Source organism: Pseudomonas fluorescens (assembly GCF_902497995.1).
In the GTDB taxonomy this organism is placed as follows: domain Bacteria; phylum Pseudomonadota; class Gammaproteobacteria; order Pseudomonadales; family Pseudomonadaceae; genus Aquipseudomonas; species Aquipseudomonas fluorescens_BK.
Genome location: NZ_CABVII010000007.1, coordinates 147,303 through 174,099, shown reverse-complemented (window position 1 = coordinate 174,099; position 26,797 = coordinate 147,303). Strand labels below are relative to the sequence as shown.

General features: G+C 57.5%; 26 protein-coding genes, 4 tRNA genes and 2 pseudogenes. 12 read left to right on the top strand and 20 right to left on the bottom strand.

The features are described from left to right. Positions 1-102: 102 nt before the first annotated feature. A complete protein-coding gene (locus F8N80_RS10970; protein WP_150783872.1) occupies positions 103-1,314 on the top strand; it encodes a pyridoxal phosphate-dependent aminotransferase in 1,212 nt (403 codons plus the stop codon). A gap of 316 nt (positions 1,315-1,630) precedes the next feature. After that, the gene (htpX, locus tag F8N80_RS10965; RefSeq protein ID WP_064676487.1) at positions 1,631-2,518 is read left to right on the top strand and encodes a protease HtpX; all 888 of its coding nucleotides are present in this window, start codon (positions 1,631-1,633) and stop codon (positions 2,516-2,518) included. Between the two features lie 198 nt (positions 2,519-2,716). On the opposite strand, the gene F8N80_RS10960 is transcribed toward htpX, so the two are convergent. Continuing rightward, positions 2,717-3,373 (bottom strand): thiopurine S-methyltransferase, encoded by a 657-nt coding sequence (locus tag F8N80_RS10960; RefSeq protein WP_150744485.1) that lies wholly within the window; start codon positions 3,371-3,373, stop codon positions 2,717-2,719. 103 nt (positions 3,374-3,476) lie between these two features. On the opposite strand from F8N80_RS10960, the gene F8N80_RS10955 reads away from it, so the two are divergent. Then, the gene (locus F8N80_RS10955; RefSeq protein WP_150783848.1) at positions 3,477-4,244 is read left to right on the top strand and encodes a DODA-type extradiol aromatic ring-opening family dioxygenase; all 768 of its coding nucleotides are present in this window, start codon (positions 3,477-3,479) and stop codon (positions 4,242-4,244) included. A 32-nt stretch (positions 4,245-4,276) separates the two neighbouring features. Here the strand turns inward: F8N80_RS10955 and F8N80_RS10950 are convergent, their stop codons facing one another. Further along, on the bottom strand, positions 4,277-4,990 hold the full coding sequence (locus tag F8N80_RS10950; protein WP_150744483.1) for a UTRA domain-containing protein: 714 nt from the start codon (positions 4,988-4,990) through the stop codon (positions 4,277-4,279). Positions 4,991-5,339: 349 nt separating this feature from the next. On the opposite strand from F8N80_RS10950, the gene F8N80_RS10945 reads away from it, so the two are divergent. The 6 genes from F8N80_RS10945 to F8N80_RS10920 all read left to right on the top strand — a co-directional run bounded on the left by F8N80_RS10945 (position 5,340) and on the right by F8N80_RS10920 (position 10,755). Further along, positions 5,340-6,407, top strand: a complete 1,068-nt coding sequence (locus F8N80_RS10945) for an ABC transporter substrate-binding protein (RefSeq protein WP_150744482.1) — start codon at positions 5,340-5,342, stop codon at positions 6,405-6,407. A 164-nt stretch (positions 6,408-6,571) separates the two neighbouring features. Continuing rightward, the gene (locus tag F8N80_RS10940; protein WP_150744481.1) at positions 6,572-7,378 is read left to right on the top strand and encodes an alkaline phosphatase family protein; all 807 of its coding nucleotides are present in this window, start codon (positions 6,572-6,574) and stop codon (positions 7,376-7,378) included. A gap of 5 nt (positions 7,379-7,383) precedes the next feature. Beyond that, entirely contained in the window at positions 7,384-8,220 is an 837-nt protein-coding gene (locus tag F8N80_RS10935; RefSeq protein WP_412071170.1) for an ABC transporter permease, read from the top strand. Then, positions 8,207-9,007, top strand: a complete 801-nt coding sequence (locus F8N80_RS10930; protein ID WP_150783847.1) for an ABC transporter permease — start codon at positions 8,207-8,209, stop codon at positions 9,005-9,007. The genes F8N80_RS10935 and F8N80_RS10930 overlap by 14 nt, the downstream gene beginning before the upstream one ends. Continuing rightward, positions 9,004-9,993 carry an ABC transporter ATP-binding protein gene (locus F8N80_RS10925; protein WP_150744478.1) on the top strand — a complete coding sequence of 330 codons (990 nt, stop codon included), beginning with the start codon at positions 9,004-9,006 and terminating at the stop codon, positions 9,991-9,993. The genes F8N80_RS10930 and F8N80_RS10925 overlap by 4 nt, the downstream gene beginning before the upstream one ends. Before the next feature lie 108 nt (positions 9,994-10,101). After that, entirely contained in the window at positions 10,102-10,755 is a 654-nt protein-coding gene (locus F8N80_RS10920) for an HAD family hydrolase (protein WP_150744477.1), read from the top strand. A 106-nt stretch (positions 10,756-10,861) separates the two neighbouring features. Here F8N80_RS10920 and F8N80_RS10915 read toward each other — a convergent pair whose 3' ends face one another. Further along, on the bottom strand, positions 10,862-11,824 hold the full coding sequence (locus F8N80_RS10915) for a zinc-binding dehydrogenase (RefSeq protein WP_150783846.1): 963 nt from the start codon (positions 11,822-11,824) through the stop codon (positions 10,862-10,864). 138 nt (positions 11,825-11,962) lie between these two features. Between F8N80_RS10915 and F8N80_RS10910 the strand changes: the two genes are divergently transcribed. Next, positions 11,963-14,044 carry a carboxy terminal-processing peptidase gene (locus tag F8N80_RS10910; protein ID WP_191632899.1) on the top strand — a complete coding sequence of 694 codons (2,082 nt, stop codon included), beginning with the start codon at positions 11,963-11,965 and terminating at the stop codon, positions 14,042-14,044. Positions 14,045-14,344: 300 nt separating this feature from the next. On the opposite strand, the gene F8N80_RS10905 is transcribed toward F8N80_RS10910, so the two are convergent. The 15 genes and pseudogenes from F8N80_RS10905 to F8N80_RS10835 all read right to left on the bottom strand — a co-directional run bounded on the left by F8N80_RS10905 (position 14,345) and on the right by F8N80_RS10835 (position 21,662). Beyond that, complete coding sequence (locus tag F8N80_RS10905) at positions 14,345-14,671, bottom strand: hypothetical protein (RefSeq protein ID WP_150783845.1); 327 nt, start codon at positions 14,669-14,671, stop codon at positions 14,345-14,347. A 483-nt stretch (positions 14,672-15,154) separates the two neighbouring features. Beyond that, positions 15,155-15,400: pseudogene (locus F8N80_RS10900) on the bottom strand (sel1 repeat family protein); the annotation flags it as partial. Then, positions 15,394-15,582 (bottom strand): annotated as a pseudogene (locus tag F8N80_RS10895) (hypothetical protein); the annotation flags it as partial. The pseudogenes F8N80_RS10900 and F8N80_RS10895, both read right to left, overlap by 7 nt. Before the next feature lie 9 nt (positions 15,583-15,591). After that, positions 15,592-16,311: a peptidase E gene (locus F8N80_RS10890; RefSeq protein WP_150783843.1), complete on the bottom strand. Its 720-nt coding sequence runs from the start codon at positions 16,309-16,311 to the stop codon at positions 15,592-15,594. An 8-nt stretch (positions 16,312-16,319) separates the two neighbouring features. Beyond that, positions 16,320-17,315 carry a ThiF family adenylyltransferase gene (locus F8N80_RS10885; RefSeq protein WP_150783842.1) on the bottom strand — a complete coding sequence of 332 codons (996 nt, stop codon included), beginning with the start codon at positions 17,313-17,315 and terminating at the stop codon, positions 16,320-16,322. A gap of 60 nt (positions 17,316-17,375) precedes the next feature. After that, complete coding sequence (locus tag F8N80_RS10880; protein ID WP_150783841.1) at positions 17,376-17,609, bottom strand: hypothetical protein; 234 nt, start codon at positions 17,607-17,609, stop codon at positions 17,376-17,378. A gap of 419 nt (positions 17,610-18,028) precedes the next feature. Next, positions 18,029-18,436 (bottom strand): sel1 repeat family protein, encoded by a 408-nt coding sequence (locus F8N80_RS10875; RefSeq protein WP_150783840.1) that lies wholly within the window; start codon positions 18,434-18,436, stop codon positions 18,029-18,031. Continuing rightward, positions 18,437-18,808 carry a hypothetical protein gene (locus F8N80_RS10870; RefSeq protein WP_150744472.1) on the bottom strand — a complete coding sequence of 124 codons (372 nt, stop codon included), beginning with the start codon at positions 18,806-18,808 and terminating at the stop codon, positions 18,437-18,439. After that, the gene (locus tag F8N80_RS10865) at positions 18,805-19,152 is read right to left on the bottom strand and encodes a helix-turn-helix domain-containing protein (protein WP_150744471.1); all 348 of its coding nucleotides are present in this window, start codon (positions 19,150-19,152) and stop codon (positions 18,805-18,807) included. Before F8N80_RS10865 ends, F8N80_RS10870 begins: the two co-directional genes overlap by 4 nt. Before the next feature lie 129 nt (positions 19,153-19,281). Beyond that, positions 19,282-19,737, bottom strand: coding sequence for a YkvA family protein (locus tag F8N80_RS10860; RefSeq protein WP_150744470.1), 456 nt, complete (start codon positions 19,735-19,737; stop codon positions 19,282-19,284). 293 nt (positions 19,738-20,030) lie between these two features. Further along, the gene (locus F8N80_RS10855; protein ID WP_150744469.1) at positions 20,031-20,747 is read right to left on the bottom strand and encodes an FKBP-type peptidyl-prolyl cis-trans isomerase; all 717 of its coding nucleotides are present in this window, start codon (positions 20,745-20,747) and stop codon (positions 20,031-20,033) included. A 384-nt stretch (positions 20,748-21,131) separates the two neighbouring features. Then, positions 21,132-21,208: transfer RNA gene (locus tag F8N80_RS10850), tRNA-Asp, on the bottom strand. 19 nt (positions 21,209-21,227) lie between these two features. Continuing rightward, positions 21,228-21,303 (bottom strand) — tRNA-Val (locus F8N80_RS10845). 187 nt (positions 21,304-21,490) lie between these two features. Continuing rightward, positions 21,491-21,567 (bottom strand) — tRNA-Asp (locus F8N80_RS10840). A gap of 19 nt (positions 21,568-21,586) precedes the next feature. Further along, positions 21,587-21,662: transfer RNA gene (locus tag F8N80_RS10835), tRNA-Val, on the bottom strand. A gap of 161 nt (positions 21,663-21,823) precedes the next feature. Between F8N80_RS10835 and rdgC the strand changes: the two genes are divergently transcribed. Beyond that, a complete protein-coding gene (gene rdgC / locus F8N80_RS10830; RefSeq protein WP_150744468.1) occupies positions 21,824-22,744 on the top strand; it encodes a recombination-associated protein RdgC in 921 nt (306 codons plus the stop codon). Positions 22,745-23,043: 299 nt separating this feature from the next. Then, the gene (gene sugE, locus F8N80_RS10825) at positions 23,044-23,358 is read left to right on the top strand and encodes a quaternary ammonium compound efflux SMR transporter SugE (protein WP_027922462.1); all 315 of its coding nucleotides are present in this window, start codon (positions 23,044-23,046) and stop codon (positions 23,356-23,358) included. Between the two features lie 82 nt (positions 23,359-23,440). On the opposite strand, the gene F8N80_RS10820 is transcribed toward sugE, so the two are convergent. Continuing rightward, complete coding sequence (locus tag F8N80_RS10820; protein ID WP_412071169.1) at positions 23,441-24,202, bottom strand: TenA family transcriptional regulator; 762 nt, start codon at positions 24,200-24,202, stop codon at positions 23,441-23,443. Between the two features lie 78 nt (positions 24,203-24,280). Then, entirely contained in the window at positions 24,281-26,743 is a 2,463-nt protein-coding gene (locus F8N80_RS10815; protein WP_150783839.1) for an EAL domain-containing protein, read from the bottom strand. Positions 26,744-26,797: the final 54 nt, after the last annotated feature.

The following is a 26,797-nucleotide window of genomic DNA, read 5'->3' as shown; positions in this document are numbered from 1 at the left end:
GGGTGCCGCTTCTCAAGGCGTCAGGCCTGTGTGAATACGCAGGATTCCCAGCACGGTCGTTCACACGCCGCCTGGATCGTTCATTTTCGGGAACACATCGCCATGCAGGTCAGCAAATCGAACAAGCTCGCCAACGTCTGCTACGACATTCGCGGCCCAGTGCTCAAGCACGCCAAACGCCTGGAAGAGGAAGGCCATCGCATCCTCAAGCTGAACATCGGCAACCCGGCGCCCTTTGGTTTCGAAGCGCCGGATGAAATCCTCCAGGACGTGATCCGCAACCTGCCGACCGCCCAGGGTTATAGCGACTCCAAAGGCCTGTTCAGTGCGCGCAAGGCCGTCATGCAGTACTACCAGCAAAAGCAGGTGGAAGGCGTCGGCATCGAGGACATCTACCTGGGCAACGGCGTTTCCGAGCTGATCGTGATGTCGATGCAGGCCCTGCTCAACAATGGCGACGAAGTGCTGGTGCCGGCCCCTGACTACCCGCTGTGGACCGCTGCGGTGAGCCTGTCGGGGGGCAACCCGGTGCATTACCTGTGCGACGAGCAGGCCAATTGGTGGCCGGACCTGGCCGACATCAAGGCCAAGATCACCCCCAATACCAAGGCGCTGGTGATCATCAACCCGAACAACCCGACGGGTGCGGTGTATTCCAGAGAAGTCCTGCTGGGCATGCTGGAACTGGCCCGTCAGCACAACCTGGTGGTGTTCTCCGACGAAATCTACGACAAGATCCTGTACGACGATGCCGTGCACATCTGCACCGCGTCCCTGGCGCCGGACCTGCTGTGCCTGACCTTCAACGGTCTGTCCAAGTCCTATCGAGTGGCCGGTTTCCGTTCCGGCTGGATCGCCATTTCCGGCCCGAAACACCACGCCCAGAGCTACATCGAAGGCATCGACATGCTGGCCAACATGCGCCTGTGCGCCAACGTGCCGAGCCAGCACGCAATCCAGACCGCCCTCGGCGGTTACCAGAGCATCAATGACCTGGTGCTGCCGCAAGGTCGCCTGCTGGAACAGCGCAACCGTACCTGGGAGCTGCTCAACGACATTCCGGGCGTGAGCTGCGTCAAGCCGATGGGCGCACTGTATGCGTTCCCGCGGATCGATCCGAAGGTCTGCCCGATCCACAACGACGAGAAATTCGTGCTCGACCTGCTGCTCTCCGAGAAGCTGCTGGTGGTGCAAGGCACGGCCTTCAACTGGCCATGGCCGGACCATTTCCGAGTCGTGACCCTGCCGCGGGTGGATGACCTGGAGATGGCCATCGGACGTATCGGCAATTTCCTCAAGTCCTATCGCCAGTAAGCGGACTGTCACCGTGCGAGCGTATTCGAGTCGCACGGTGATTGATTCAGCAACATATCTTTGTCCCCTGCCTTTCCTCATGCCTTCCACGGCTGATTGAGGACAGGTTGCCTGCTCGCGCCCAACAACGACGGGGCCTGCGACGTTAATGGGCTGACAGACACTTCCCCCTGTCGCCGTCGGAAATGTCCTTCAACCCGCTAGACTCTTGCTGTAGGACACAGTTTGAAATAGTCACTTGGTTGAATAGCCCGGTGCAGCACCTTATATACCCCGCAGTACGCTACATCTTTAGCATGAGGAGATTTCTACAACCATGATGCGCATCCTGCTGTTTTTGGCCACTAACCTGGCGGTCGTGCTGATTGCCAGCATCACCCTGAGCCTTTTCGGCTTCAACGGGTTCATGGCGGCCAACGGGGTTGATCTCAACCTCAATCAGCTGCTGATTTTCTGTGCGGTCTTTGGTTTCGCCGGTTCCCTGTTCTCGCTGTTCATCTCCAAGTGGATGGCGAAGATGAGCACCAGCACCCAGATCATCACCCAGCCGCGCACACGTCACGAGCAATGGCTGCTGCAAACCGTTGAGCAACTGTCCCGGGAAGCCGGGATCAAGATGCCGGAAGTCGGGATTTTCCCGGCCTACGAGGCGAATGCCTTCGCCACCGGCTGGAACAAGAACGACGCGCTGGTCGCGGTCAGCCAAGGCTTGCTCGAGCGATTCTCGCCGGATGAAGTCAAAGCCGTGCTGGCCCACGAGATCGGCCACGTGGCCAATGGCGACATGGTCACCCTGGCGCTGATCCAGGGCGTGGTGAACACCTTCGTGATGTTCTTTGCACGGATCATCGGCAACTTTGTCGACAAGGTGATCTTCAAGAACGAAGAAGGCCAGGGCATCGCCTACTACGTGGCGACCATCTTCGCCGAACTGGTCCTGGGCATCCTGGCCAGCTCCATCGTCATGTGGTTCTCGCGCAAACGGGAATTTCGTGCCGACGAAGCCGGTGCACGCCTGGCCGGCACCAGTGCAATGATCGGCGCTCTGCAACGCCTGCGGGCGGAACAGGGGCTGCCGGTGCACATGCCCGACACTCTGAATGCCTTCGGCATCAACGGTGGCATCAAGCAGGGGTTTGCCCGCATGTTCATGAGCCACCCGCCGCTGGAAGAGCGCATTGACGCATTGCGTCGTCGGGGCTGACAGGCTTCGCACTAAAAGAAAAGGCCCGCAGTGAATGCGGGCCTTTTTTTGTCTGCTGATTTTTGCAGTGTTCATTCGGACTCCATCGCGAGCAAGCTCGCTCCCACAGGTTTTGTGTTGTTCACAATATTGGCGAACGACACAAAAACCTGTGGGAGCGGGCTTGCCCGCGATGAGGCCCGAATGATCAACACAAATCTATCGGCTGGAAACCCGATACACCCGCTCTTCAAGCCGCGTCACACCGCTCTCGATAAACTTCCAGCTCTCACCCAGAACGTCTTGATCCTCGAGAATCTTCAATTCCCACGACGCCCCGAACAGTTTTTGCACTTCATCATCCAGCACGGCAAATGGCGGCCCGTCCATTTGCGCCTGGTCGTAATCCAAAGTAATCAGCAGCCCCAGCGAATCCTTCGGAAGAATCCGCTTCAGATGCTCGGCGTATTGCTCGCGCATTGTCGGAGGCAAGGCAATCAATGCAGCGCGGTCGTACAACGCACTGCAATCAGCGACATCGCCGGCCGTCAACGCGAAGAAATCACCACACCAGATCTCGATCGAGCCCGCCCGATAGACAGTGAAGGGGCCTTGGTCGCTGACGTCCGGATCAAATTGATGCTCGTGGAAAAAGTCTTCCACCGCTTTTTCCGACAATTCGACGCCCAGCACTTCGTGACCGCATTTTGCCAGCCACAGCAGATCCAGGCTTTTCCCACATAACGGCACCAGTACGCGCGAGCCCTCTTCCAGGCCCAGCTGCGGCCAGTACCGTTGCAGATATGGATTCACTTCCGGCAGGTGAAAGCCGATCTGATTCGACGTCCACCGCTTGTGCCAAAACTCCGGCTGCATAATTAATCCCGAAAATTCGATCAAAAGACCCTAAAACTTATATTAGATTTAGATCAATGATCTGACTGAAGATGATGCCATATTACCCCTCAGGAGCTCATTCATGTTCCCCAGCCTGTACATATCCCATGGCTCGCCCATGTTGGCACTCGAACCGGGCGCCAGCGGGCCCGCCCTGGCGCGCCTGGCCGCCGAATTGCCGAAACCCAGGGCCATCGTCATTGTATCCGCGCATTGGGAAAGCAATGAACTGCTGGTCAGCGGCAATCCACAACCCGACACCTGGCATGACTTCGGCGGGTTTCCACAGGCCTTGTTCGAGGTGCAGTACCCGGCGCCCGGTGACCCACTCCTGGCGACAGACGTTGTCGAACGGCTGGAGAACGCGGGCCTGCCTGCACGCGTCGACGCCAAGCGGCCGTTCGACCATGGTGTCTGGGTGCCCTTATCGTTGATGTACCCGCAAGCCGATATCCCGATTGTGCAAGTCTCACTGCCCACCCGCGGCGGCCCGGCCCTGCAAACCCGGGTAGGTCAAGCCCTTGCCGGCCTGCGCGAACACGGCGTGCTGCTGATCGGTTCCGGCAGCATTACCCACAACCTGCGCGAACTGGACTGGCACGCCGGACCGGAAAGCGTCGAACCCTGGGCCAGGGTATTTCGCGACTGGATGGTCGAGAAACTCGAGGCGAAGGATGACGTCGCGTTGCACGACTATCGTCGGCAAGCGCCGAACGCCGTGCGCAGCCATCCGAGTGATGAACATTTGTTGCCGTTGTACTTTGCCCGCGGCGCCGGAGGCAAATTCAGCGTGAGCCACGAGGGATTCACCCTGGGCGCCCTGGGCATGGACATTTATCGCTTTGGATGATGTAAAGAACGTGCAGCCTGGGGCGGCCAGGCTCAGACCACATCAACCCCGACATGAATTGCATCATGCCGCCAGAACTCCAGATCACAATCGATCAGCCGTTGATGCTGATCGTAATTGACCCGGGCAATCCGCAACCCCGGACTGCCCACTGACACCCGTAAAGCCGCCGCCGCATCCACCGACAGCGCCGTCGGCACGATCTCGAATCGCACCCGCCCGTAATGCAAATCGTAATGCCGGGCGTACAGCTCGGTCATCGACTGATTCAAATCAAACGCCAGAATCCCGGGGAAAAACTGCGGATTCAAATAGTGCTCCACATACAACACCAGCCGCTGATCAATGCGCCGCGCCCGGCAAATCTGAATCACGCTCGACAATGCCGGCAATTGCAACCAGGCACAGACTGCCGCCGATGCCGGCTGCAGCCGCGCCGAAATCACCTCGGTGGACGGTACTCGCCCCTGGGCGCTGACCATCGCGTGAAAATGACTGCGCTGCATCAGGTTATAGGCCAGGCGCGGTGGCGACACGAACCAGCCCCGGCGCTCCTCCCGATAAATCTGGCCCTGGGCTTCCAGCTGTAACAGCGCCTCACGCACGGTGATCCGTGTGGTACCGAACAACTCACTGAGCTTGCGCTCGGCCGGCAACTTGCTCCCGGGCGCCAACAGGCCATGGTCGAGCTGTTCCTGCAGGACCTGCCCGATCGCTGTCACCCCCTTGGTTGTTTCGATGCGCATCAACGTTACCTATCTGGACTAGACCAGCGCTGTTTCAGGGCAGAGCCGCGCGTCAAACCGGCTCCATCAGCTCTGTGCAAGCCTAGGCACTGCACATGACTGATAGATGACAAAGTTGCCGAACGGTTGCTCCAGTCACCTGCAATTTCATGGCCAAGTCCTTTCATTTCAGCCCTTTAGCCATGGTCTACGCTTATCTCCAATCCTGAGATTTCCTGCGCAGGAAATAGGGGCAGGCCAGCGATCGACATCAAAATGTCATCCCACCCGCCTAGATTGGCTCAGGTATTGCTGACCTAGACCAACACAACCGCAATCGCAGCGTTGAAAACGCCCAAAGGAGCTTCGGATGAAAAAGCTTTTCCTGGCATCACTGTTAGGCTCGACCATTGCCATGTGCACTGCCGCCATGGCCGCTGATACCGACCTGAAAACCCTGGAAGCCGCGGCGAAAGCGGAAGGTGAAGTCAATAGTGTCGGCATGCCCGATAACTGGGCCAATTGGAAAGGCACCTGGGACGATCTGGCCAAGAATTATGGCCTCAAACATATCGACACCGACATGAGTTCGGCCCAGGAAATCGCCAAGTTCAAAGCTGAAAAAGACAATGCCAGCGCCGACATCGGCGACGTCGGTGCAGCCTTTGGCCCGATTGCTATCAAGCAAGAGGTTTCGCAGCCTTACAAGCCGAGCACCTGGGATCAGATTCCCGGCTGGGCCAAAGACAAAGATGGCCATTGGGCTCTGGCCTATACCGGTTCCATTGCGTTCATCATTAACAACAAACTGCTGCACGGTTCTGACGCCCCCAAAAGCTGGGCTGATCTTGCGAACGGCAAGTACAAGGTCACCATCGGTGACGTGAGCACCTCCGCCCAGGCCATCAACGGCGTGCTGGCAGCGGCGCTCTCCCAGGGCGGCGACGAAAAGAACATTGAACCCGGCCTGCTGTTCTTCGCCGAACTCGCCAAACAAAAACGTCTATCGATGACGGATCCAACGATTGCCAGCATGGAAAAGGGTGAAGTCGAAGTCGGCGTGGTCTGGGACTTCAACGGCCTGAGCTACAAGGCCAAGATGGTGAATCCGGATGACTACACCGTCGTGATTCCATCCGATGGCTCGGTGATCTCCGGCTACACCACCATCATCAACAAATACGCCAAGCACCCGAACGCCGCCAAGCTGGCGCGCGAATACATCTTCAGCGATGCCGGCCAGATCAACCTGGCGCGCGGCAACGCCCGTCCGATCCGTGCCGAGCACCTGACCCTGCCGGCTGAAGTACAGGCCAACCTGTTGCCGAATGAACAGTACAAGCACGTAACGCCGATCAAGGACGCCGACGCCTGGGAGAAGACTTCCAAGTCCGTTCCTCAGAAGTGGCAGGAAGTCGTCATCATCGAAATGCAATGACACGGTATAGCTAACACCGGAGATCTAATGTGGGAGCGGGCTTGCTCGCGAAGACGGCGGCACATCCAACATCAATGTTGAATATAAGCCCGCCTTCGCGAGCAAGCCCGCTCCCACAGTGGACCGAGTGAATCCGAACACCTGTATTGCGGAGTTCCGCCCCTATGAAGCACAACGTCATCCTTGTCGTGCTCGACGGCCTCAATTACGAGGTCGCCCGTCACGCCATGGGCCATCTGCAGGCTTACGTCGGCGCAGGACGCGCGGCGCTCTACAAACTGGAGTGCGAACTGCCGGCCCTGTCCCGACCGCTGTATGAATGCATCCTGACCGGCGTCACGCCGATCGACAGCGGTATCGTCCACAACAATGTCTCGCGCCTGTCCAACCAGCGCAGCATCTATCACTACGCCAGCGATGCCGGCCTTACAACCGCCGCCGCGGCCTATCACTGGGTCAGTGAGCTGTATAACCGTTCGCCATTTGTTGCAGCACGGGATCGTCACACCGACAGCCCTGACTTGCCGATCCAGCACGGTCATTTCTACTGGAACGATCACTACCCGGATTCGCACCTGTTCGCAGACGCCGAAAATCTGCGACTGCGTCATGGGCCGAACTTTTTACTGGTCCACCCCATGAACATCGACGATGCCGGGCACAAGCACGGCCTCGACACCCCGCAATACCGCAACAGCGCCCGCTCGGCCGACATTATTCTGGCCGACTATCTGCACACCTGGCTCGACGCCGGCTATCAGGTGCTGGTGACCGCCGACCACGGCATGAACAACGACCGCTCCCACAACGGCCTGCTGCCCGAAGAACGAGAAGTGCCATTGTTCGTCCTCGGCAATGCTTTCAGTTTCAACACCAGCGCCGCACCGAAACAGACTGAAATCTGCGGCACCGTCTGCGAATTGCTGGGTGTGTCACACGACAAGCCTGTGTGCCGGGAGCTCCTCAAGTGAATGCCATGACTCGCGGAAAATGGCTGGCGGCGCTGTGCCTGGTGCCCTTCGCGCTGTTCTTTATCGTATTCGAGATCGCTCCGTTGATCTGGGTGATGATCAATAGCCTGCAATCGGAAGAGTTTGGCTGGGGCATCGCCAACTTCAGCAAAATCTTCAGCTCGAAGTTCTATCTGCAGGCGATCCGGCTCAGTCTCGAGATCAGTTTCTGGTCCAGCGTGTTCGGGATCATCATCGCAGTACTTGGCGCTTACTCCCTGCACCGGGTCGACTCGAAACTGCGCAACTTCGTCAACGCCTTCGCCAACATGACCAGCAACTTTTCCGGCGTGCCTTTGGCCTTCGCGTTCATCATCCTGCTGGGCTTCAACGGCAGCTTCACCCTCATGCTCAAGCAGGCCGGGATCATTCAGGACTTCAACCTGTATTCGAAATCCGGGCTGATCCTCCTCTACACCTACTTCCAGATTCCATTGGGCGTGTTGCTGCTCTACCCGGCTTTCGACGCCGTGCGCGAAGACTGGCGTGAGTCCGCCCAATTGCTCGGCGCCAACGGCTGGCAGTTCTGGCGGCACATCGGCTTGCCAGTGCTGACCCCGGCGCTGCTGGGCACTTTCGTGATCCTGCTGGCCAACGCCCTGGGCGCCTACGCCACGGTCTACGCGCTGACCACCGGCAACTTCAACGTGCTGCCGATCCGTATCGCCGCGATGGTCTCCGGTGATATTTCCCTGGATCCGAACCTGGCCAGCGCCCTGGCCGTAGTGCTCGTGGCGTTGATGACCCTGGTGACAGTCGTGCATCAGCTGCTGTTGAAGAGGAGCTACCATGTCTCGCGCTGAACCGGGCCCTGTCGGTATCTACCACCGGGTGGTGGTGTACCTGCTGTTTGCCATTCTGCTATTGCCGCTGATTGGAACGCTGATTTACTCAATCTCCACCAGTTGGTCGGCAACGATCTTGCCCAGCGGCTTCACTATCAAATGGTATGCGCAGTTGTGGAGTGATCCGCGATTTCTCCATGCGTTTGGTCAATCGCTTCTGGTCTGCGTCGGCGCGCTGATTTTGTCGGTGGTTTTGATTCTGCCGTTGCTGTTTGTGGTGCACTACCATTTCCCCAAACTTGATGCGCTGATGAACATCCTGATCCTGCTGCCTTTCGCGGTACCGCCAGTGGTGTCGTCGGTGGGTCTGTTGCAGCTCTATGGTTCGGGACCGTTCGCGATGGTCGGGACGCCGTGGATCTTGATCGGTTGCTACTTCACCGTGGCGCTGCCGTTCATGTACCGGGCAATCACCAACAACCTGCAAGCGATCAACCTGCGCGACCTGATGGACGCCGCCCAACTGCTCGGCGCCAGCACCTTTCAAGCGGCGTTCCTGGTGGTGCTGCCAAACCTGCGCAAGGGTTTGATGGTGGCGTTGCTGCTGTCGTTCTCCTTCCTGTTCGGCGAGTTCGTGTTCGCCAACATCCTCGTCGGGACCCGCTACGAAACCCTGCAGGTCTACCTCAACAACATGCGCAACAGCAGCGGCCACTTCACCAGTGCGCTGGTGATTTCCTACTTCTTCTTTGTGCTGGTTCTGACCTGGGCGGCCAATATCTTGAACAAGGACAAAAGCGAATGAGCTATGTCAGCGTCCAACATCTGCAAAAGAGCTACTTGGGCACCACGGTATTCAGCGACATCAACTGTGAAATCAAAAAAGGTGAGTTCGTCACCCTCCTCGGTCCGTCCGGTTGCGGCAAATCCACGCTGCTGCGCTGCATCGCCGGGCTGACCTCGGTGGACGGCGGCAAGATCCTGCTCGATGATCACGACCTCGTTCCACTGAGCCCGCAGAAACGTGGAATCGGCATGGTGTTCCAGAGCTACGCGCTGTTCCCCAACATGACGGTGGAACAGAACGTCGCCTTCGGTTTGCGCATGCAGAAGGTCAACGCCGACGACAGCCGCAAGCGCGTCGCCGAGGTGTTGAGGCTGGTGGAACTGAATGACTTTGCCGCCCGCTATCCGCATCAACTGTCCGGTGGCCAATGCCAGCGTGTCGCCCTGGCCCGCTCTCTGGTGACCCGTCCGCGCCTGTTGCTGCTCGACGAACCTCTGTCGGCGCTCGACGCGCGCATTCGCAAGCACCTGCGCGAACAGATTCGTCAGATCCAGCGCGAACTCGGCCTGACCACGATCTTCGTCACACACGATCAGGAGGAAGCGCTGACCATGTCCGACCGCATTTTCCTGATGAATCAGGGAAAGATCGTACAGAGCGGCGATGCCGAGACCCTTTACACCGCGCCAGTCGATGTCTTTGCCGCCGGCTTCATCGGCAACTACAACCTGCTGGACGCCGACAGCGCCTCGAAATTGCTGCAGCGGCCGATCACCCACCGCATCGCGATTCGACCGGAAGCCATCGAGCTGAGCCTCAATGGCGAACTCGACGCGCAGGTCCGCAGCCACAGCCTGTTGGGCAATGTGATTCGCTACCGGGTCGAAGCCCGGGGCGTGGAACTGGTGGTGGATGTGCTGAATCGCTCGGCGGCCGACCTGCACCCCGATGGTCAGCGCCTGGCGCTTTCCATCGATCCGACGGCCCTGTGTGAGGTGGCTTGAAAGCAGCGGCAAGCTTCAAGCCGCAAGCTTCAAGTTGTAGACTGCTGAGCACCTCAATCCATTCCTGCAGCTTTAAGTTTGAAGCTGTTCTCGAAGAGACCCCCACTAATGGCCCTGGCAATTTTTGATCTGGACGAAACCCTGATCCACGGCGACTGCGCCACCCTCTGGAGTGAGCAAATGGGCCGCCTGGGCTGGGTCGATCCCGAGTTTTTCATGCGTCGCAACAACGAAATGATGGACGCCTACAGTCATGGCAAGCTGGACATGGAGGCGTACATGAGCTTCAGCCTGGAGCCGTTGATCGGACGCACGCCCGACGAAGTCGCGCACTTGGTGGCGCCCTGGGTGGAAGACTACATCGAGCCGATTATCTTCAGTGACGCCACCAAGGCCATTGCCGCCCACCGCAAGGCTGGCGACCGGATTCTGGTGATTTCGGCTTCAGGAACGCACCTGGTCGGGCCCATTGCCGAACGGCTGGGTATCGACGAAATCCTCGCCATCGCGCTGGAAGTGGCGCATGGGGTGTATAGCGGCAATACCCTCGGCACCCTGACCTACCGCGAAGGCAAGATCACCCGTTTGCTGGAATGGCTGGATGCGGAGGAGGAAAACCTGGAAGGCGCGAGTTTCTACTCGGATTCACGCAACGATTTACCATTGCTGTTAAAGGTGGATTTTCCACACGTGGTAAACCCCGATCCGGTCCTGCTCGAACACGCCGAAAAAGCCGGCTGGCCGATCCATACCTGGAAATAACCCGCGGTCCTGTAGGAGCGAGGCTTGCCCGCGAAGGGCGCGACACGGTATGTCTGTCAGACCGCATTGCGCCCTTCGCGGGCAAGCCTCGCTCCTACAGGGGGGGTTACCTCAAGCTCTCGTCGATCAGCAGCACCAACTTTCCCGCCACCTTATTGCTCGCCAGCTCCGCAAACGCCGCTTCGGCATCCTTGATCGGAAAAGTCTTCGCCAGCTGCGGGCTCAAACGCCCTTCGGCAAACAACGGCCAGACATGCAGGCGTAGATCACTGAACAAATCCGCCTTGAACCGATCGTCGCGACTGCGCAGGGTCGAACCCAACAACTGCACGCGCTTGCCCAGCACCTGAGCCAGGTCCAGTTTAGCCTCACGCCCCCCCATCAGCCCGATCAATACCCAACGGCCATCCAGGGCCGACACCTTCAGATTCAGCTCGGCATAGTTGCCACCGACCGGGTCGAGGATCACATCGAACGGCCCCAGATCGCTCAAACTGTTGAGGTCGCCGTTGCGCACGACACCACCCTGAGCACCCAGCGCTTCACAGTAAGCCAGACGTTCGGCGGAACCGACGCTGACCCAGCACGGGTTGCCAAACGCCTTGCACAGCTGGATGGCCGCTGAACCGATTCCACTGGCTCCGGCGTGCAGGAGAACTTTCTCACCCGGTTTGAGCGCCGCAAGTTGAAACAAATTCAGCCAAACGGTCGCGTACACTTCGGGTAGCGCTGCCGCCTCGGCCAAGGACAAACCTTCGGGAACCGGCAACACATGCCGTCCGTCGACAACCACCTCTTCGGCCATCCCGCCCCCGGCCAGCAAGGCGCAGACCCGATCGCCGACCTGCCAGGAGGAGCCCGGACCCACCTCGCTGATCACTCCCGAACACTCAAGACCCAGTACCTGACTGGCTCCCGGCGGTGGCGGGTAAAGACCGGCCTTCTGTAACAAATCGGCGCGATTGAGACCCGCTGCCGCCACACGAATGCGGACTTGTCCTACATCACACGTAGGACTGGGCTCTTCCGCCCACTCCACTCGACCTTCCACGCCTTGCAATGCTTTCACAGTGCCTCCATAGTGAGTCTGGACTGAGCCCGTAGCTGTAGCGCCGGGCTTTTTGCATTATGCGACCGGCCTTTACGGAACCGGCGACTTCAAAGACGGCCTAATATGCGTTATCAATTGTCCCCGCGTCGAATCAGCATGAAGCATTTGTTCCCCAGCACCGCCCTTGCCCTGTTCATTGGTATCTGCCTGATGCCGATGTCGAGCAATTCATTCGCAGCCAATAGCTGGGACAAGCTTCAGCCTGACCGTGACGAAGTGATCGCCAGTCTGAACGTCGTCGAATTGCTCAAGCGTCACCACTACAGCAAGCCGCCGCTCGATGATGCGCGCTCGGTCATCATCTATGACAGCTACCTCAAGCTGCTGGATCCGTCGCGCAGCTATTTCATGGCCAGCGACATTGCCGAATTCGACAAGTGGAAAACCCAGTTCGACGACTTCCTCAAAAGCGGCGACCTGGACGCCGGGTTCACCATCTACAAGCGCTACCTGGACCGCGTCAAGGCGCGTCTGGACTTTGCCCTGGTCGAGCTGAACAAAGGCGTCGACAAAATCGACTTCACCGCCAAGGAAACCTTGCTGATCGATCGCAAGGATGCCCCTTGGCTCAAATCCACCGCGGACCTCGACGAACTGTGGCGCAAACGCGTCAAGGATGAAGTCCTGCGGATGAAGATCGCCGGCAAGGACTCCAAGCAGATTCAGGAAACCCTGACCAAGCGCTACAAGAACCAGCTGGCGCGCCTGGACCAGACCCGTGCCGAAGACATCTTCCAGGCGTACATCAATACCTTCGCCATGTCCTACGACCCGCACACCAACTATCTGTCGCCGGATAACGCGGAGAACTTCGACATCAACATGAGCCTGTCCCTCGAGGGCATCGGCGCCGTGTTGCAGAGCGACAACGACCAGGTGAAAGTCGTGCGCCTGGTGCCTGCCGGCCCGGCCGACAAGACCAAGCAGGTCGCACCGGCCGACAAGATCATCGGTGTAGCCCAGGGCAACAAGGAAATGGTCGACGTGGTCGGCTGGCGCCTGGACGAAGTGGTCAAGCTGATCCGTGGTCCGAAAGGCACCGTGGTGCGCCTGGAAGTGATCCCGGCCAGCAATGCGCCGAACGACCAGACCACCAAGATCGTGCCGATTACCCGCGAAGCGGTGAAGCTTGAAGACCAGGCGGTGAAGAAGTCGGTCCTCAAGCTCAAGCAGGATGGCAAGGATTACAAGCTCGGCGTCATCGAGATCCCGGCGTTCTACCTGGACTTCAAGGCCTTCCGTGCCGGTGATCCGGACTACAAGAGCACCACTCGCGACGTCAAGAAACTGCTGACCGAGTTGCAGAAAGACAAGGTCGACGGCGTGGTCATCGACCTGCGCAACAATGGCGGCGGCTCCCTGCAGGAAGCCACCGAGCTGACCAGCCTGTTCATCGACAAAGGGCCGACCGTGCTCGTGCGTAACGCCGATGGCCGGGTCGACGTGCTTGAAGATGAAAACCCGGGCGCCTTCTACAAAGGCCCGATGGCGTTGCTGGTCAACCGCCTGTCGGCCTCGGCTTCGGAGATTTTTGCCGGTGCCATGCAGGACTACCACCGCGCGTTGATCATCGGCGGCCAGACCTTCGGCAAAGGCACCGTGCAGACCATCCAGCCGCTGAACCATGGCGAACTGAAACTGACCCTGGCCAAGTTCTACCGGGTTTCCGGCCAGAGCACCCAGCATCAGGGCGTACTGCCGGACATCGACTACCCGTCGATCATCGACACCAAGGAAATCGGCGAAAGCGCCCTACCGGAAGCCATGCCGTGGGATACCATCCGTGCGGCGATCAAGCCTGCGCTCGACCCGTTCAAACCGTATATCACCCAGCTCCAGTCCGAGCATGACGTGCGCACGGCCAAGGACGCAGAGTTCGTGTTCATCCGCGACAAGCTGGCCCTGGCGCAGAAACTGATGGCGGAAAAAACCGTCAGCCTCAATGAAGCCGACCGTCGTGCCCAACACGCCGATATCGAAGCCAAGCAGCTGACCATGGAGAACCTGCGTCGCAAGGCCAAGGGCGAAGAGCCGCTCAAAGAGCTGAAGAAAGAAGATGAAGACCTGATCGCAGCCGAGCCGGACAAGACCAAGCCGGAAGACGATGCCTACCTGAGCGAGACCGGGCGGATTCTGCTGGATTACCTGAAACTCAACACGGCGGTGGCCAAGCACTAACTTGATTGCAATTTAATACTGACGCTCCCCGGAGCGTCAGTAGACAGTCATTCATCAAGTCGTGAATAAAGGACTGGGTGCACCTTGCACCCGGTCCTTTTTTTTATCGATTGATAGCCTCGCGGGGCTTGGGCGAGAGGATGAATTTCTGATAGGGCAGCGCTGATTGGTCGGACGCCTTCGCGGGCAAGCCCGCTCCCACAGATTTAGTGTCGTTTATAAATATTGCGAACGACACAAAACCTGTGGGAGCGGGCTTGCCCGCGAAGGCAATAGATCAGACACCTAAAACTTCTGAGGCTAATCTGCCGCTGACCGAGCCCGCAACCGCCGCCCAATCACATCCAGCACATCGCAGCCATCGCGCAATGGAATGGCACAGAGCAAAGAAAAGTCGCTGAGGATGAAGGAATCACACTCGATAGAACCGCGCATTGCCAGGTTCTCCAGCACTTGGGTTACCGCGCGAATTCGGTAGTTTGCTGCCTCATACAAAACATCAAGCGGCGCGTGGGTATCGACGAACAACGTGGGCATCTCGCTGCAGTTGCTGGTAAGCGCCATGAAGCGGTTTTCAGGGAGGGGAATTGGTTTTTCGTAGGGTGGATCAGGTGTAATTGCTGTCATCGCTTGATTCCTAACGTATGGAATGGAGCCGCCAGAAATCACTTCCACGCAATTGGTGGCGGCTGTACGCAGGTGTGGAAGACCGGGACGTTAGGCACCCGGCGCACTCGAAAGCGCCCCGCGCACAGCCACCATAAAACACAGACGGTAAAAAACGCCGGACTGGTGGCGCTTATGCGCCTAACGATAGAAGGGCTTCCACGCCCTGTCACTGAATTTGCAGTGACAGCCAAAAGACTATCGATGGACCCAGCTGCGCACCAGTTCATGCAGATCGCTACAACTTGAAGGAAATCTCCGACGAGCCTGTCCGGAATTGGCGCGCAAGACATTGAGGGGAATCAAACAGAAAAGAAGTCAGAAAGGGATGATGTTGATGTAGGGCAAATCTTTAATTCGCCACCATAAAAATGAATAGCCAGAAACGCAGACGTGGCGAGAGGTTCCCCTCACGCCACGTTTGTTTGCCAGATGCACAGATGGTTAATCCGCAGCACCGCGAGATGCCAACGCTTTAAGCTTGATCTCAGCCAACGGATGCCCAGCCTTCGCCGCCATCTCCCAGAACCGCGCCGCTTCAACCGGATCCGGCGCCTTGCTCGCCGTACCTGCCAGGCTGATCACGCCCACCTGATACGCCGCCTTGCCATCCCCCGCCAGCGCCGCCAGGCGCAACAAGCGCACGCCTTCCTCGCGTGCCCCAAGACCAACGCCGCGAAAGGTCAGGATGCGGCGGCGACGCCATCGGATGGCCCGCAAAAACGCCCCAGACGTTCTACACATTCAAAAAAGCCGGTGCGCGGCAGGCGACTGGCGCCCAGGCTGATCACCAGAGAACTGCGCAAAGGCTGTTCGGACTTGGCATCTAGCGCGGCCAGATGCTCAAGGGCGGCGGTCAAGGTTTGCATGGCTTGCAGAGACTACAATGGCAGCTTTTCTCCCGAGGCAAATCGATCAACACGCACCTCACCAGTTTGCTCTGTGTAGATATAGGCGTGTGCGCCAGGGAGTGAAGTGAAGACTTGAGCGCTATCATTATCCCAGAAGATTGCAGCCCCATTGTCACAAGCAACGGCCGTCTCCCCGGACGAACGAACAAGATTCAGCAGAGGTTCATGCCTCTGTTCTTTATCGAGGTGAGGGCAGAAAACGCCTGGCAGAAAGCCCAGCGCTTCAAGCCGCTTCAGGCTCCAGCTTGAAGCATCACTAACGGCGAAACGATCCGAGTCGCTAAGCCCTGCCTCATACCAGCAAATGGCTCCTGCACTCAGACCAGACAGAACGGTGCCATTTTGTCCAGCTTGGCGAAGGGCCACATCGATCCCGTGATCTCGCCATATTGCGAGCATCTTTTGTGTATTTCCGCCCCCGACATACACAAGGTCTGCATTAAGAATTTTTTGTATCGCATCTTGTTGGGAGAAGTTTGATTTTGTAGCCAGGAGAAAATCAACGTTGCATCCAAGCTGCTCGCCATAGACATGCTGAAAGGATTTGCAATATCCCTCAGCGTCGCCACTCGCGGTTGGGATGAAGAGGGCGTTCGGTTCTCTTTTACCTGTCTGGCTGCAAATAAAATAATCTAGTTCCAATGTTTCGAGTTGGGAAATTTCACCGCCGCCAATTGTTATAAGTTTCATTCTCACTCCTAACTCAAGAATGCTTCACGACGGGAAAATGGAATCCAAGATAAGCTAAGCCCACTATTTTTTTCACGCCAATATATACTTTCAGGGAATCCTATCGCATGAATTGCGGACGATGCGACCACACCGGCCACCTCTACATTTATCGGCCCAAAACTTGGGCCAATAAAATTTGGAGTCCTTGCCCATTCAATTGTGCAAGAATCATCATCTGCTTGAGCTTCCGACTTGCCGAACACTTTCACCAATGCTGTGCTCTGGTAATAGCCGCAGGAAATGGTTAAAAAATTCCTTTCCCGTGATAACTCCTGCAATTTTACTTGAGCAACGCCCAATGGTTCATCAGCCGACAACACAACCAAATCTACGTCCCTGGTCAACTCATCAAGTTGACTGTCGCTAACTTTCTGCACGAGCGCACGACAACTCCTCAATGAATAGCGACATTCTAAGGCATTTTTAAGCACTTCGACTTTTGGTCGACCAATATCATTTATTTCCCACAGGAATTGCCGATTTAGGTTACTCGCTTCAATAATGTCGGGATCAACAAGAACCAGATCTTCAATGCCGGCGCCAGCAAGCTGCATAGCAACTAGCGAACCGATCCCACCACATCCGACTATTAATGTCCGAGCATTTTTGATACGTTCAAAGGCGCTAATTAGCTCTTGGCAATTGCGAGAGACACAGCAAAAATATGATGCAGTTCTACTGGTCTTTTCATTGCGCAGCAGCTCACGTGCCGCGAAAACCTGCTCTTCATCTCCAAAAAGAATAGAGCGCGATAAAACCAGAGCTTCAAAGACGGCTTCCTGAGTGGCTGGAAGGGGGAGCTCTATAATTCCTTCTGGTCCAGCAATGTAGGCCGACTCTGTGCCCTTGCAACCCTCAATAACGGCCGGACGCACTATGCCGACCACTTCATTTTGCGCATAGACAATAGAGTCGAATATCCGTTCATTTCCGACGGATAGAGACTTGAATAGAGATTCCATTCCAGATTTCCATTAATATAAAGGAGAGGCCAGCAACTGCCAGCCTCGAGTGGCGCAAGCTTAGTTGCAGGCGAGCGGGTGCGGCTTCATGAACAGCTTGCAAGTAGTCCCAGCAACCATCTGCCCTACTTGTTGCTGACCTGGGGGAGTGCTTTTAGATGTAGGATTGGTAACCAAGACTTGCGACCGCTCCTTTACAATATTTTTGTCAAACGAAGTCTGATTTTCTGCCATAGCAGCAGCGTGGGCTGAAAGAAGGAGGGTTGCAGCAAAAGTTACCGATTTAACATGCATCTTCTATCTCCTGATAACGAATTGTTTGTTTGAATGGTACGTCCGCAGCGAAACTGAGGCACTCCAACTTAGCCACGTCGAAACGTGCCCCGCACACAGTCGGCATGAATGAGCACAGACACGAAGTGACGCTCAAACGCCAGCGATGATGCGCGTTGAAGTCTAAGGGTTCTTACACCTTACCCCTGTCTTGCAGTGACCGCTAAAGACTATCGATATATTCCACGTTCCGCCAGTTCACGCAAACCACTACAACTTGAAGGAAACTTCCGACGACCTTGTCCAGAAAATTCCTGGAAAGACATCAATGCTTCTGCAGCACAAACACGCGCGCCAATTTGTAGTCGATCGTTCAGGAAAGAAGTCAGTAAAATCGCATCTGTGCGTAGGACAAATTCCCAATCACCCGTATGTCAGAATTAATGGGGCGATCCACGCGATGCCAGCTCTTGCAGCTTCATCTGCGCCAACGGATGCCCCGCCTTCGCCGCCATCTCCCAGAACCGCGCCGCTTCAACCGGATCCGGCGCCTTGCTCGCCGTACCTGCCAGGCTGATCACGCCCACCTGATACGCCGCCTTGCCATCCCCCGCCAGCGCCGCCAGGCGCAACAAGCGCACGCCTTCCTCGCGTGCCCCAAGGCCAACGCCGCGAAAGGTCAGGATGTGCCCATAGAAGCTCTGGGCGCCAACGTCACCCAGGTTCGCCATGCGTGCGAACTGGCCCTCGAGCCAGCTCCAGCCACGGGGCTGGCGGACGAACCATGACCAGTGAAACAAGCGGCGCGCCAGCCAGTAACCGGCCCGCGCCTTGAGTCGCATAAACATTCAGGCTTCCGCCGACTCGGGGTATTCGTACTCGAACACCCGCACCACTTCCGAGGCATGCCAGGATGCAGCAGCGACACCATCGGACGGCCCGGAAAAGCGCCCCAGGCGTTCGACGCATTCGAAGAAGCCGGTGCGCGGCAGGCGACTGGCGCCTTGGCTGATCACCAGCGAACTGCGCAAGGGCTGTTCGGCCTTGGCGTCCAGCGCGGCCAGATGCTCAAGGGCAGCGGTCAGGGTTTGCATGGCCGGCGTCGGAAGCTGCAAGCGCTCCAGCACTGCGCGATAAGTCAGAAGGTGACGCTGACGACGCGCCTGGTCCAGCTCGCCGAGTAATCCGTCCCAATGGTGACGACTGATGCGTACGCTCACGATTCATCCCTCCACCCTGGCACCTTCAATTCCCAGGCCAGACTGCGGCGAATCGCAGCGTCGGGTTGACGCTCGCCACTTTCGATCAAGGCCAGATAAGACGGACTGATGCCTACCGTGCGGGCCAGCGCCTCAATGGCGATGCCCTTCCCTTCGCGCAAACTGCGTAGTTGATCCAGACCTGGAAGAATCGGGTCTGGTGGTGCCGCGTGACGCACTGGAGGCTCACTCGGCGGTTGCGATTTTTCGTTGATGCCTGCTGCTTTCAGTAGAGCCTGATACTGAGCCCACGGCAAAACCGCATACTCGGGCTCGCCTTCGCGTGTGATTATCTGAATATCCATGACTTCCCCGTAGGACAACGACACTTAGCGAGTCGGCACTTTTCCCTAGATGGAGTGTAATCCTAACAGCGGCCAAGGTCGCGAACCAAGGTTGCGAGGAGTTTGAATATAAGGACGTCCTGAATGGGCTCAGTGTTTTTTCGGGCGCTGAAGCTTGAGTTGCTCCGGGGTATCGGGCAGGCGCTCGACAATGGCGAGCTTCTCCGGCAGCTGGCGTTTGCGCCAGGCGCGGAACGCGTTGAGTTCGTCGTCGAGGACTTTCATCAGCCAGGCCAGCACGGCAATGTCATCGAGCATGCCGAACATTGGAATGAAATCAGGAATTGCATCCACCGGACTGAGGAAATACATTAAGCCTGCGACCACCGATATCAGCGCTTTCGGGCTGATGGCACGGTACTCGCCTCGCCAATAGGCCAGGCACAGCGCCTGCAACAAGCGCAGATCATCTTTGAGCTTGCCCAGCCGGTTGCCCTGACTGGCACCTTTGCTGGCGACAGCGAACAGCAAGGTCGGCAAACGTCCACGAGCGAGCAGACGTCCGGCGAGTGGCAGAAAACGAGCGAAAGTCCAGGGTGCTTTCATAATTCCTCCCACTGAAATGTTATCCACACAAATTGTGGATAACCTTGTGAACAGAGCTGCTTTTCGCGGCTGAAGGCCCCGTTTCATAAGGGCTGAACTCAGATCGGGCGTTTTTCACTCACATAAAAAAACCCAAGATTTCATTGACTTGGCGCTCTGGCGCGGATAGCACGGGCATCCTTAATGGCTATGACTCCAGCGTTCAGCATCCGTTCGCATTGTTTACCCTTGCTGAACGTCAGATGCAACAACGCCTCGCATAAACGAGGCGTTGTCGTTGGAACAGACGCCGATTACTTGGCAGCGTCGTCCTGTTTTGCCGGATCCTTGATCGCCAGCAGTTCCAGGTCGAATACCAGCACCGAGTTGGCTGGAATCGCCGGGCTCGGGCTTTGGGCGCCGTAAGCCAGTTCGCTAGGAATGTACAGCTTGTACTTCTCGCCGACATGCATCAGTTGCAGGCCTTCGACCCAACCCGGGATCACACCGCTGACAGGCAGATCGATCGGGCTGCCACGCTCGACGGAGCTGTCGAAAACGGTGCCGTTAGTGAGGGTTCCGGTGTAATGAACGGTCACTACATCGGTCGGCTTTGGCTGTGCGCCATCGGCTTTCTTGACCACTTCGTACTGCAGGCCCGAAGCCGTGGTGGTGATACCGGCTTTCTTGGCGTTGTCTTCGAGGAACTTCTTGCCGGCGCTTGCCGACTCTTCGCTCATCTTGGCCATACGTTCTTCAGCACGCTTTTGCAGTGCTGCGAAGGCTTCGACCAGCTCTTCATCCTTCAGCTTCTGTTCTTTCTTGCCAACGGCATCTTCGATGCCCTGGGCAACGGCTTTGGAGTCCAGATCATCCATGCCTTCCTGAGCGAGACTCTTGCCCATGTTCAGGCCAATCCCGTAGGAAGCTTTTTGCGCCGGGGTTTTCAGCTCTACGCTGGTCTGCGAATCACAACCCGCGAGTACCAGGCCAACCAGGGCCACCGCCGCCGCCAACCGATGCTGTTTCATGCTATTTCCTTGTTCATGCGCCTAAAGGGCAATCGAGTAAAGCCGCGAGCTTATCAGGCGGCCACGACCAATGGCTACCGGCATGAGAGCAGGAAATGACTGATAAGTTCAGGTGTTTCAACGCATTTCTGGAATCGGAGGGTGAAGCTTCTGTCATCTTCGCCTGTAGGAGCCGGCTTGTCGGATCGCCGCACCGTGGGGAAGGCGCCCATCCGGCCAGTGCATGCCTTGAGGCCGCCTTCGCCGGCAAGCCGGCTCCTACAGGTCGTATGGCCGTTATCTGCGGGACGCCGGCAAAAAGCTAATCTCCAGACAGCAAAAAGCCCGCACTAGGCGGGCTTTCCGTGTGGTTATCTGGCGTTCAGCATTCCAGATGACCGAATATGGCGCAGCGGACGGGACTCGAACCCGCGACCCCCGGCGTGACAGGCCGGTATTCTAACCGACTGAACTACCGCTGCGCGTAGCGTTGAAAGTAAATGGTGGGTGATGACGGGATCGAACCGCCGACATTCTGCTTGTAAGGCAGACGCTCTCCCAGCTGAGCTAATCACCCTTTACCTTCGTTGCGGGGCACATTATGCCACAGGTTTTTATAAAGTGTTGATTTAATTGATAAATTTTCAAAAAAATCTAAAAACCGGTGAAACAACGCTTCCTGCAGGAACTTCAGACAGAAAAAAACCCGCGTGAGCGGGCTTTTCCGTGGTGACCTGGCGTTCAGCGTTCCAGGTAACCGAATATGGCGCAGCGGACGGGACTCGAACCCGCGACCCCCGGCGTGACAGGCCGGTATTCTAACCGACTGAACTACCGCTGCGCGTAACACTGAATGCGAATGGTGGGTGATGACGGGATCGAACCGCCGACATTCTGCTTGTAAGGCAGACGCTCTCCCAGCTGAGCTAATCACCCTTCACGTTCGGTGTGGCGCGCATTCTACGGAGCAGCCCCACCTCTGGCAAGCACTTTTTTAAATAATTTTTGCAGGCCTTCCAAAGGCTTAGCTAAGGGTTGGCCTATGGCGCCGCGAAGAGAATAATGCCCCCCTTTGTATATAAGGAGAGACTCACCCCATGTGGTTCAAAAACCTGCTTCTCTATCGCCTGACCCAAGATCTGCCTGTTGATGCCGAGGCGTTGGAAACTGCACTGGCCACCAAACTGGCGCGTCCATGTGCAAGTCAGGAGTTGACCACCTACGGTTTTGTCGCGCCGTTCGGCAAGGGCGAAGATGCGCCGCTGGTACACGTCAGCGGTGACTTCCTGCTGATCAGCGCCCGCAAGGAAGAACGCATTCTGCCGGGCAGCGTCGTGCGCGACGCAGTGAAGGAAAAGGTCGAAGAGATCGAAGCCGAGCAAATGCGCAAGGTCTACAAAAAGGAACGTGACCAGATCAAGGATGAAATCATCCAGGCCTTCCTGCCCCGCGCCTTTATCCGTCGCTCGTCGACCTTCGCCGCCATCGCGCCGAAACAGGGCCTGATCCTGGTCAACTCGGCCAGCCCGAAACGTGCCGAAGACCTGCTGTCCACCCTGCGTGAAGTGATCGGTACGCTGCCGGTGCGTCCATTGACCGTGAAGATGTCCCCGACGGCGACCATGACGGAGTGGGTCACCACCCAGAAAGCCGCGGACGACTTCTTCGTGCTGGACGAGTGTGAACTGCGTGACACCCATGAAGACGGTGGCATCGTGCGTTGCAAGCGCCAGGACCTGACCAGTGAAGAAATCCAGCTGCACCTGAGCACCGGCAAAGTGGTGACTCAATTGTCGCTGGCCTGGCAAGACAAGCTGTCGTTCGTCCTCGACGACAAGATGGTGGTCAAGCGCCTGAAATTCGAAGACCTGCTGCAAGACCAGGCTGAACAGGATGGTGGCGAAGAAGCCCTGGGCCAACTGGATGCCAGCTTCACCCTGATGATGCTGACCTTCGGCGACTTCCTGCCGGCGCTGGTTGAGGCGCTGGGCGGGGAAGAAACTCCGCAGGGGATCTAAAGCCTGGTGATCACCCACTGTGGGAGCGAGCTTGCTCCGGGCGGCGTTCCGACGATAGCGTTGTAACAGTCAGCAACTATGTCGACTGACACTCCGCCATCGCGAGCAAGCTCGCTCCCACAATGGTTTTGTGGTGAGAAAGCAGACAGGGCGACAGCGGCCAAAGAGGCCACTGACTGATCCATGAACTTGATCCCCTGGTTAATATTGGGCACTATTCCGCGCAACGCGAGGACGACCTCGCGGCTCGATCGAGTCATTAATCTGGGGACGACCCCGTCAATCGATGGAGGTCTCTCATGTCCTGGATCATTCTGTTTTTTGCCGGCCTCTTCGAAGTCGGCTGGGCCGTAGGCCTGAAGTACACCGACGGATTCAGCCGCCCTCTCCCCACCGCCTTGACCGTTGCCGCCATGGCCATCAGCCTTGGCTTGCTGGGTCTTGCCATGAAGGAATTGCCGCTGGGCACCGCCTATGCGATCTGGACGGGTGTGGGGGCAGTCGGGACAGTGATCGCCGGGATCATTCTGTTTGGCGAATCCATGGCGCTGTTTCGACTGGCCAGTGTGGCGCTGATCATTGCCGGTCTGGTTGGACTGAAAGTCAGTGCCTAGCTATTCGCAGCAGTAACTGAAAAGCCCGCCTCCCTGCCGACGGACAGGGGGAGCGGGCTTTTTCAGTACGGTGAGTAACGGATCAGCTTTCGGCCAGCGCCATTCGCTCACGCATCACCGGGGCCTTCTGCTCATGCTCAAGCTGCATACAGCGCTCCAGAAACAGGAACATGTAGTCGTAGCTCTTGCAGACGGCCTGGCGCAACTCCACTTGCAGGGACTTGCTCGGGTTCATGCCCGCCAGCGTGCAGATGATTTCCAGCGCTTCCCACGGATGGGCATCGTCATACTGGGCATGCATCTTCAGCCACTTCATGGCCCGCTTGCGATCTTCCTCGGGGAACGATGCCGCGTAGACGCCACTGGAACATACCAGCGCCGACCACTCCCCGGTCGCGCCTTCGATGGCGTAGTTGGTGGCCGCAATGGCAACGATCAGCGAATCCGCCGAACTGGTGTGCCAACACCAGTGGCTCAACGCATGCAGTTCCGGGGCAACCTGTTGCGCTTGCAGATCTTCCAGGCTGACACCGTGCGCACGGCTCCAGTGCACCCAGTAATCGGCGTGATTGAGTTCCACGCGAATATTGCGCATCAGCCAGCGACGTGCCATGTCTTCGCCTGGATGGCGGGCAAAGCGCGTCTTGGTCAGGTTTTGTGCCATGTATAAAGCGAACTGTTCAACCACCGGCCAGCCACCTATCAGGTAGTGGCGCATGGTCTTTGCACTGAGTTTGTTATCACGCAGACGCTGGTACAGTTCGTGTTCGACAACCCGGCGCTTGCTCTCGCTGCAATCCTGGATCAGGCGCTGAGCCCAGGCGGGATAACTTGCAGCTTCCATGAGTGGTCCGGTTCTGTTGAATGTGTCGATCACTGTCGAGCTCCTTTTGATTGTGATTGTAAGGACCAGCGGGAGATTTCAGCGGAACGTGCCCGGCGCCTTGAACAACAAGGGCCGAGGCCGCGCAGGACGACTTTGCAGACTATCGCAGGTAAACGGATGCGGGCGTTCAATCACATACCCTTGAGCGTAATCCACCCCGATCTCCAACAATGCCTGCTCGATCTGGGGTGTCTCGACAAACTCTGCAATCGTGCGCTTACCCATGACATGCCCGATGTGATTGATCACTTCGACCATGGCGCGGTTAATCGGGTCGTCCAGCATATCCTTTACGAAACTCCCGTCGATCTTCAGGAAGTCTACAGGCAAATGTTTCAAATATGCGAATGAGGACATTCCGGCGCAAAAATCGTCCAGCGAAAAATGGCAACCTAACCCTTTGAGTTCATTGATAAATTTTATTGCACTCGACAGATTTGAAATCGCGCTCGTCTCTGTGATTTCAAAACAAATCATTTCAGGCGGAATCGCATATGCAACAAATTGTTCACGCAGGAAGTCCAGGAACGCCTCATCTCCAATAGTTGTGCCTGACAGATTTATCGCACACATGGCCAACGGCGGGCAGTTGCGCTTCTCGGCCATGCATTGGGCAATGATCTTGAACACGTTCTCCACGACCCAACGATCAAGGGACGTCATCAGTCCGTAACGTTCGGCGGCCGGAATAAAACTGTCGGGCAAAATCATCCGCCCGGCTTCGTCATGCAGGCGCAACAGGATTTCGATATGCCCGCCGTCGTGATCGGCATGGCCAAGGGGGGCGATTTCCTGGGCGTATAAACAGAAACGATTGTCTTCCAGCGCCATGTGCAAACGTTGCACCCAGGCCATCTCGCCAAAGCGCAGGGACAGCTCCGAATCGTCGGCATGATAGACCTGAACCCGGTTGCGCCCCTTTTCCTTGGCCATGTAGCAGGCCATATCCGCAGCGCGCAGCGACGTTTCGAGGGTGCTCGGGCTCTGCGTGACATGCACCAGGCCGATACTCACCGTGGTCATGAAGGGTCGGCCTTTCCAGACGAAATGCAGGTTCTGTACGGTCTGGCGCAACACCTCGGCAATTTTCTCCGCGGCTTGCGGGGCACAGTTTTCCAGGAGGATGCCAAACTCGTCACCACCCAATCGAGCCAGGGTATCGCCCTCGCGCAGGCTGGATTGCAACAACGCACAGATATGCCGCAGCAACTCGTCACCGGCCGCGTGACCGCAGGTATCGTTGACCAGTTTGAACTGATCCAGGTCAAGGAACATCAGCGCATGACGTCCCGAATGCCGCGTCAGATAGTGCAGCGCCTGCTCCAGGCGATACTCGAACTCGCGGCGGTTGACCAACCCGGTCAGCGCGTCGTGGGTCGCCTGCCAGGTCAGATTGGCAATGTATTGCCGCTCCTGGGTCATGTCGTGCAGTACCAGCACGGTGCCACTGACCTTGCCGGCATTGCGGATCGGCGCACCGACCAGCGTGACCGACACCGTACTGCCGTCCAGACGTTGAATCAATTTGGACTGTTCCCTGCCACCGCTGAGCTGTCCGCTCAAAATGTGCTCGATCAAGGTAAAATCGTCAGCCTCAGCGTTCTCATCGAGCAGATTGAACAGCGCTGCCAGCGGCAACCCTGTCGCCTGTTCCGCCTTCCAGTGCGTCAACGCCTCGGCGGCCGGGTTCATGTAGGCGATCGCGCCTTCTACATCCGTGGTAATTACGCCATCGCCAATCGATTGCAGCGTGATCTGCGCCCGGTCTTTCTCCAGTTGCAGAGCGTCGGCGAACGCATGGCGCTGCTTGAGCAACTTGTGGGTGCGCATCAGCGCCAAGACAATCAAGCCCAGGGCAGTGGCAAGATTGATCACCAGCAACAGCCGCAGTATCACCCGCGAACCTTCGCCCAAGGCATCACTGAACGCCTTCGCCGCCGGCGTCACGCCGTCATTGATGGCGAATATCTGCGCCTTCCAGTGTTTGATGTCAGCCTCTGTGGCTTGACTGGCGGCGATGCGCCGGTGCATCTGCTGCGCAACGTCATCGAGGCGCACCAGATAGGCGTCACCGTCCCTCCAGAGGTCGATGGCTTTTTCCAGGTAGCTGAAGTGCCGGAAGTTGAGGTACAGCCAGATCACACTGGAAACGTCATCCGGGTGATTGCCACCCTTGAGAATCGCCAATCGCGCCGCTTCGATGTTCGGTGGCTGACGATCCAGCGCCAGACGCAACTCGTGCCCACCCTCAGGCACGGCAATGGCGTCCTGGTATTTGCGAAAAATCGTTTCGTCACGACTGTCGGCGTAGAGGTTGAGGTAATAGATGGCGTCTTTTTGGCCCTTGGACCACAGGCTTTCACCGGCAACGTAGCCGCGAACCGCGGAAAGCGTGTACAGACTGACGCCTCCCAACAGCGCCTGAAACAGCACGACGGCGATAAACGGCCAGACGATGCCCAGCAGCCGTGGCGTTCCGAGAGTCCGAGATTGATTCATGAGGTCCCTTGCATTCGCACTGCCCGTTCGTCGTCCGGACGAAATCGCTACAGC

Coding starts and splice junctions, on each gene's coding strand:
- F8N80_RS10905 (WP_150783845.1), bottom strand. CDS start 14,671: ATGACAGCAATTACACCTGATCCACCCTACGAAAAACCAATTCCCCTC.
- F8N80_RS10920 (WP_150744477.1), top strand. CDS start 10,102: ATGGCCCTGGCAATTTTTGATCTGGACGAAACCCTGATCCACGGCGAC.
- F8N80_RS10820 (WP_412071169.1), bottom strand. CDS start 24,202: ATGGAAGCTGCAAGTTATCCCGCCTGGGCTCAGCGCCTGATCCAGGAT.
- F8N80_RS10875 (WP_150783840.1), bottom strand. CDS start 18,436: ATGTTTATGCGACTCAAGGCGCGGGCCGGTTACTGGCTGGCGCGCCGC.
- F8N80_RS10885 (WP_150783842.1), bottom strand. CDS start 17,315: ATGGAATCTCTATTCAAGTCTCTATCCGTCGGAAATGAACGGATATTC.
- F8N80_RS10880 (WP_150783841.1), bottom strand. CDS start 17,609: ATGCATGTTAAATCGGTAACTTTTGCTGCAACCCTCCTTCTTTCAGCC.
- F8N80_RS10855 (WP_150744469.1), bottom strand. CDS start 20,747: ATGAAACAGCATCGGTTGGCGGCGGCGGTGGCCCTGGTTGGCCTGGTA.
- F8N80_RS10930 (WP_150783847.1), top strand. CDS start 8,207: ATGTCTCGCGCTGAACCGGGCCCTGTCGGTATCTACCACCGGGTGGTG.
- F8N80_RS10950 (WP_150744483.1), bottom strand. CDS start 4,990: ATGCGCATCGAAACAACCAAGGGGGTGACAGCGATCGGGCAGGTCCTG.
- sugE (WP_027922462.1), top strand. CDS start 23,044: ATGTCCTGGATCATTCTGTTTTTTGCCGGCCTCTTCGAAGTCGGCTGG.
- rdgC (WP_150744468.1), top strand. CDS start 21,824: ATGTGGTTCAAAAACCTGCTTCTCTATCGCCTGACCCAAGATCTGCCT.
- F8N80_RS10960 (WP_150744485.1), bottom strand. CDS start 3,373: ATGCAGCCGGAGTTTTGGCACAAGCGGTGGACGTCGAATCAGATCGGC.
- F8N80_RS10815 (WP_150783839.1), bottom strand. CDS start 26,743: ATGAATCAATCTCGGACTCTCGGAACGCCACGGCTGCTGGGCATCGTC.
- F8N80_RS10940 (WP_150744481.1), top strand. CDS start 6,572: ATGAAGCACAACGTCATCCTTGTCGTGCTCGACGGCCTCAATTACGAG.
- F8N80_RS10910 (WP_191632899.1), top strand. CDS start 11,963: ATGAAGCATTTGTTCCCCAGCACCGCCCTTGCCCTGTTCATTGGTATC.
- F8N80_RS10935 (WP_412071170.1), top strand. CDS start 7,384: ATGACTCGCGGAAAATGGCTGGCGGCGCTGTGCCTGGTGCCCTTCGCG.
- htpX (WP_064676487.1), top strand. CDS start 1,631: ATGATGCGCATCCTGCTGTTTTTGGCCACTAACCTGGCGGTCGTGCTG.
- F8N80_RS10865 (WP_150744471.1), bottom strand. CDS start 19,152: ATGGATATTCAGATAATCACACGCGAAGGCGAGCCCGAGTATGCGGTT.
- F8N80_RS10945 (WP_150744482.1), top strand. CDS start 5,340: ATGAAAAAGCTTTTCCTGGCATCACTGTTAGGCTCGACCATTGCCATG.
- F8N80_RS10860 (WP_150744470.1), bottom strand. CDS start 19,737: ATGAAAGCACCCTGGACTTTCGCTCGTTTTCTGCCACTCGCCGGACGT.
- F8N80_RS10955 (WP_150783848.1), top strand. CDS start 3,477: ATGTTCCCCAGCCTGTACATATCCCATGGCTCGCCCATGTTGGCACTC.
- F8N80_RS10890 (WP_150783843.1), bottom strand. CDS start 16,311: ATGAAACTTATAACAATTGGCGGCGGTGAAATTTCCCAACTCGAAACA.
- F8N80_RS10925 (WP_150744478.1), top strand. CDS start 9,004: ATGAGCTATGTCAGCGTCCAACATCTGCAAAAGAGCTACTTGGGCACC.
- F8N80_RS10970 (WP_150783872.1), top strand. CDS start 103: ATGCAGGTCAGCAAATCGAACAAGCTCGCCAACGTCTGCTACGACATT.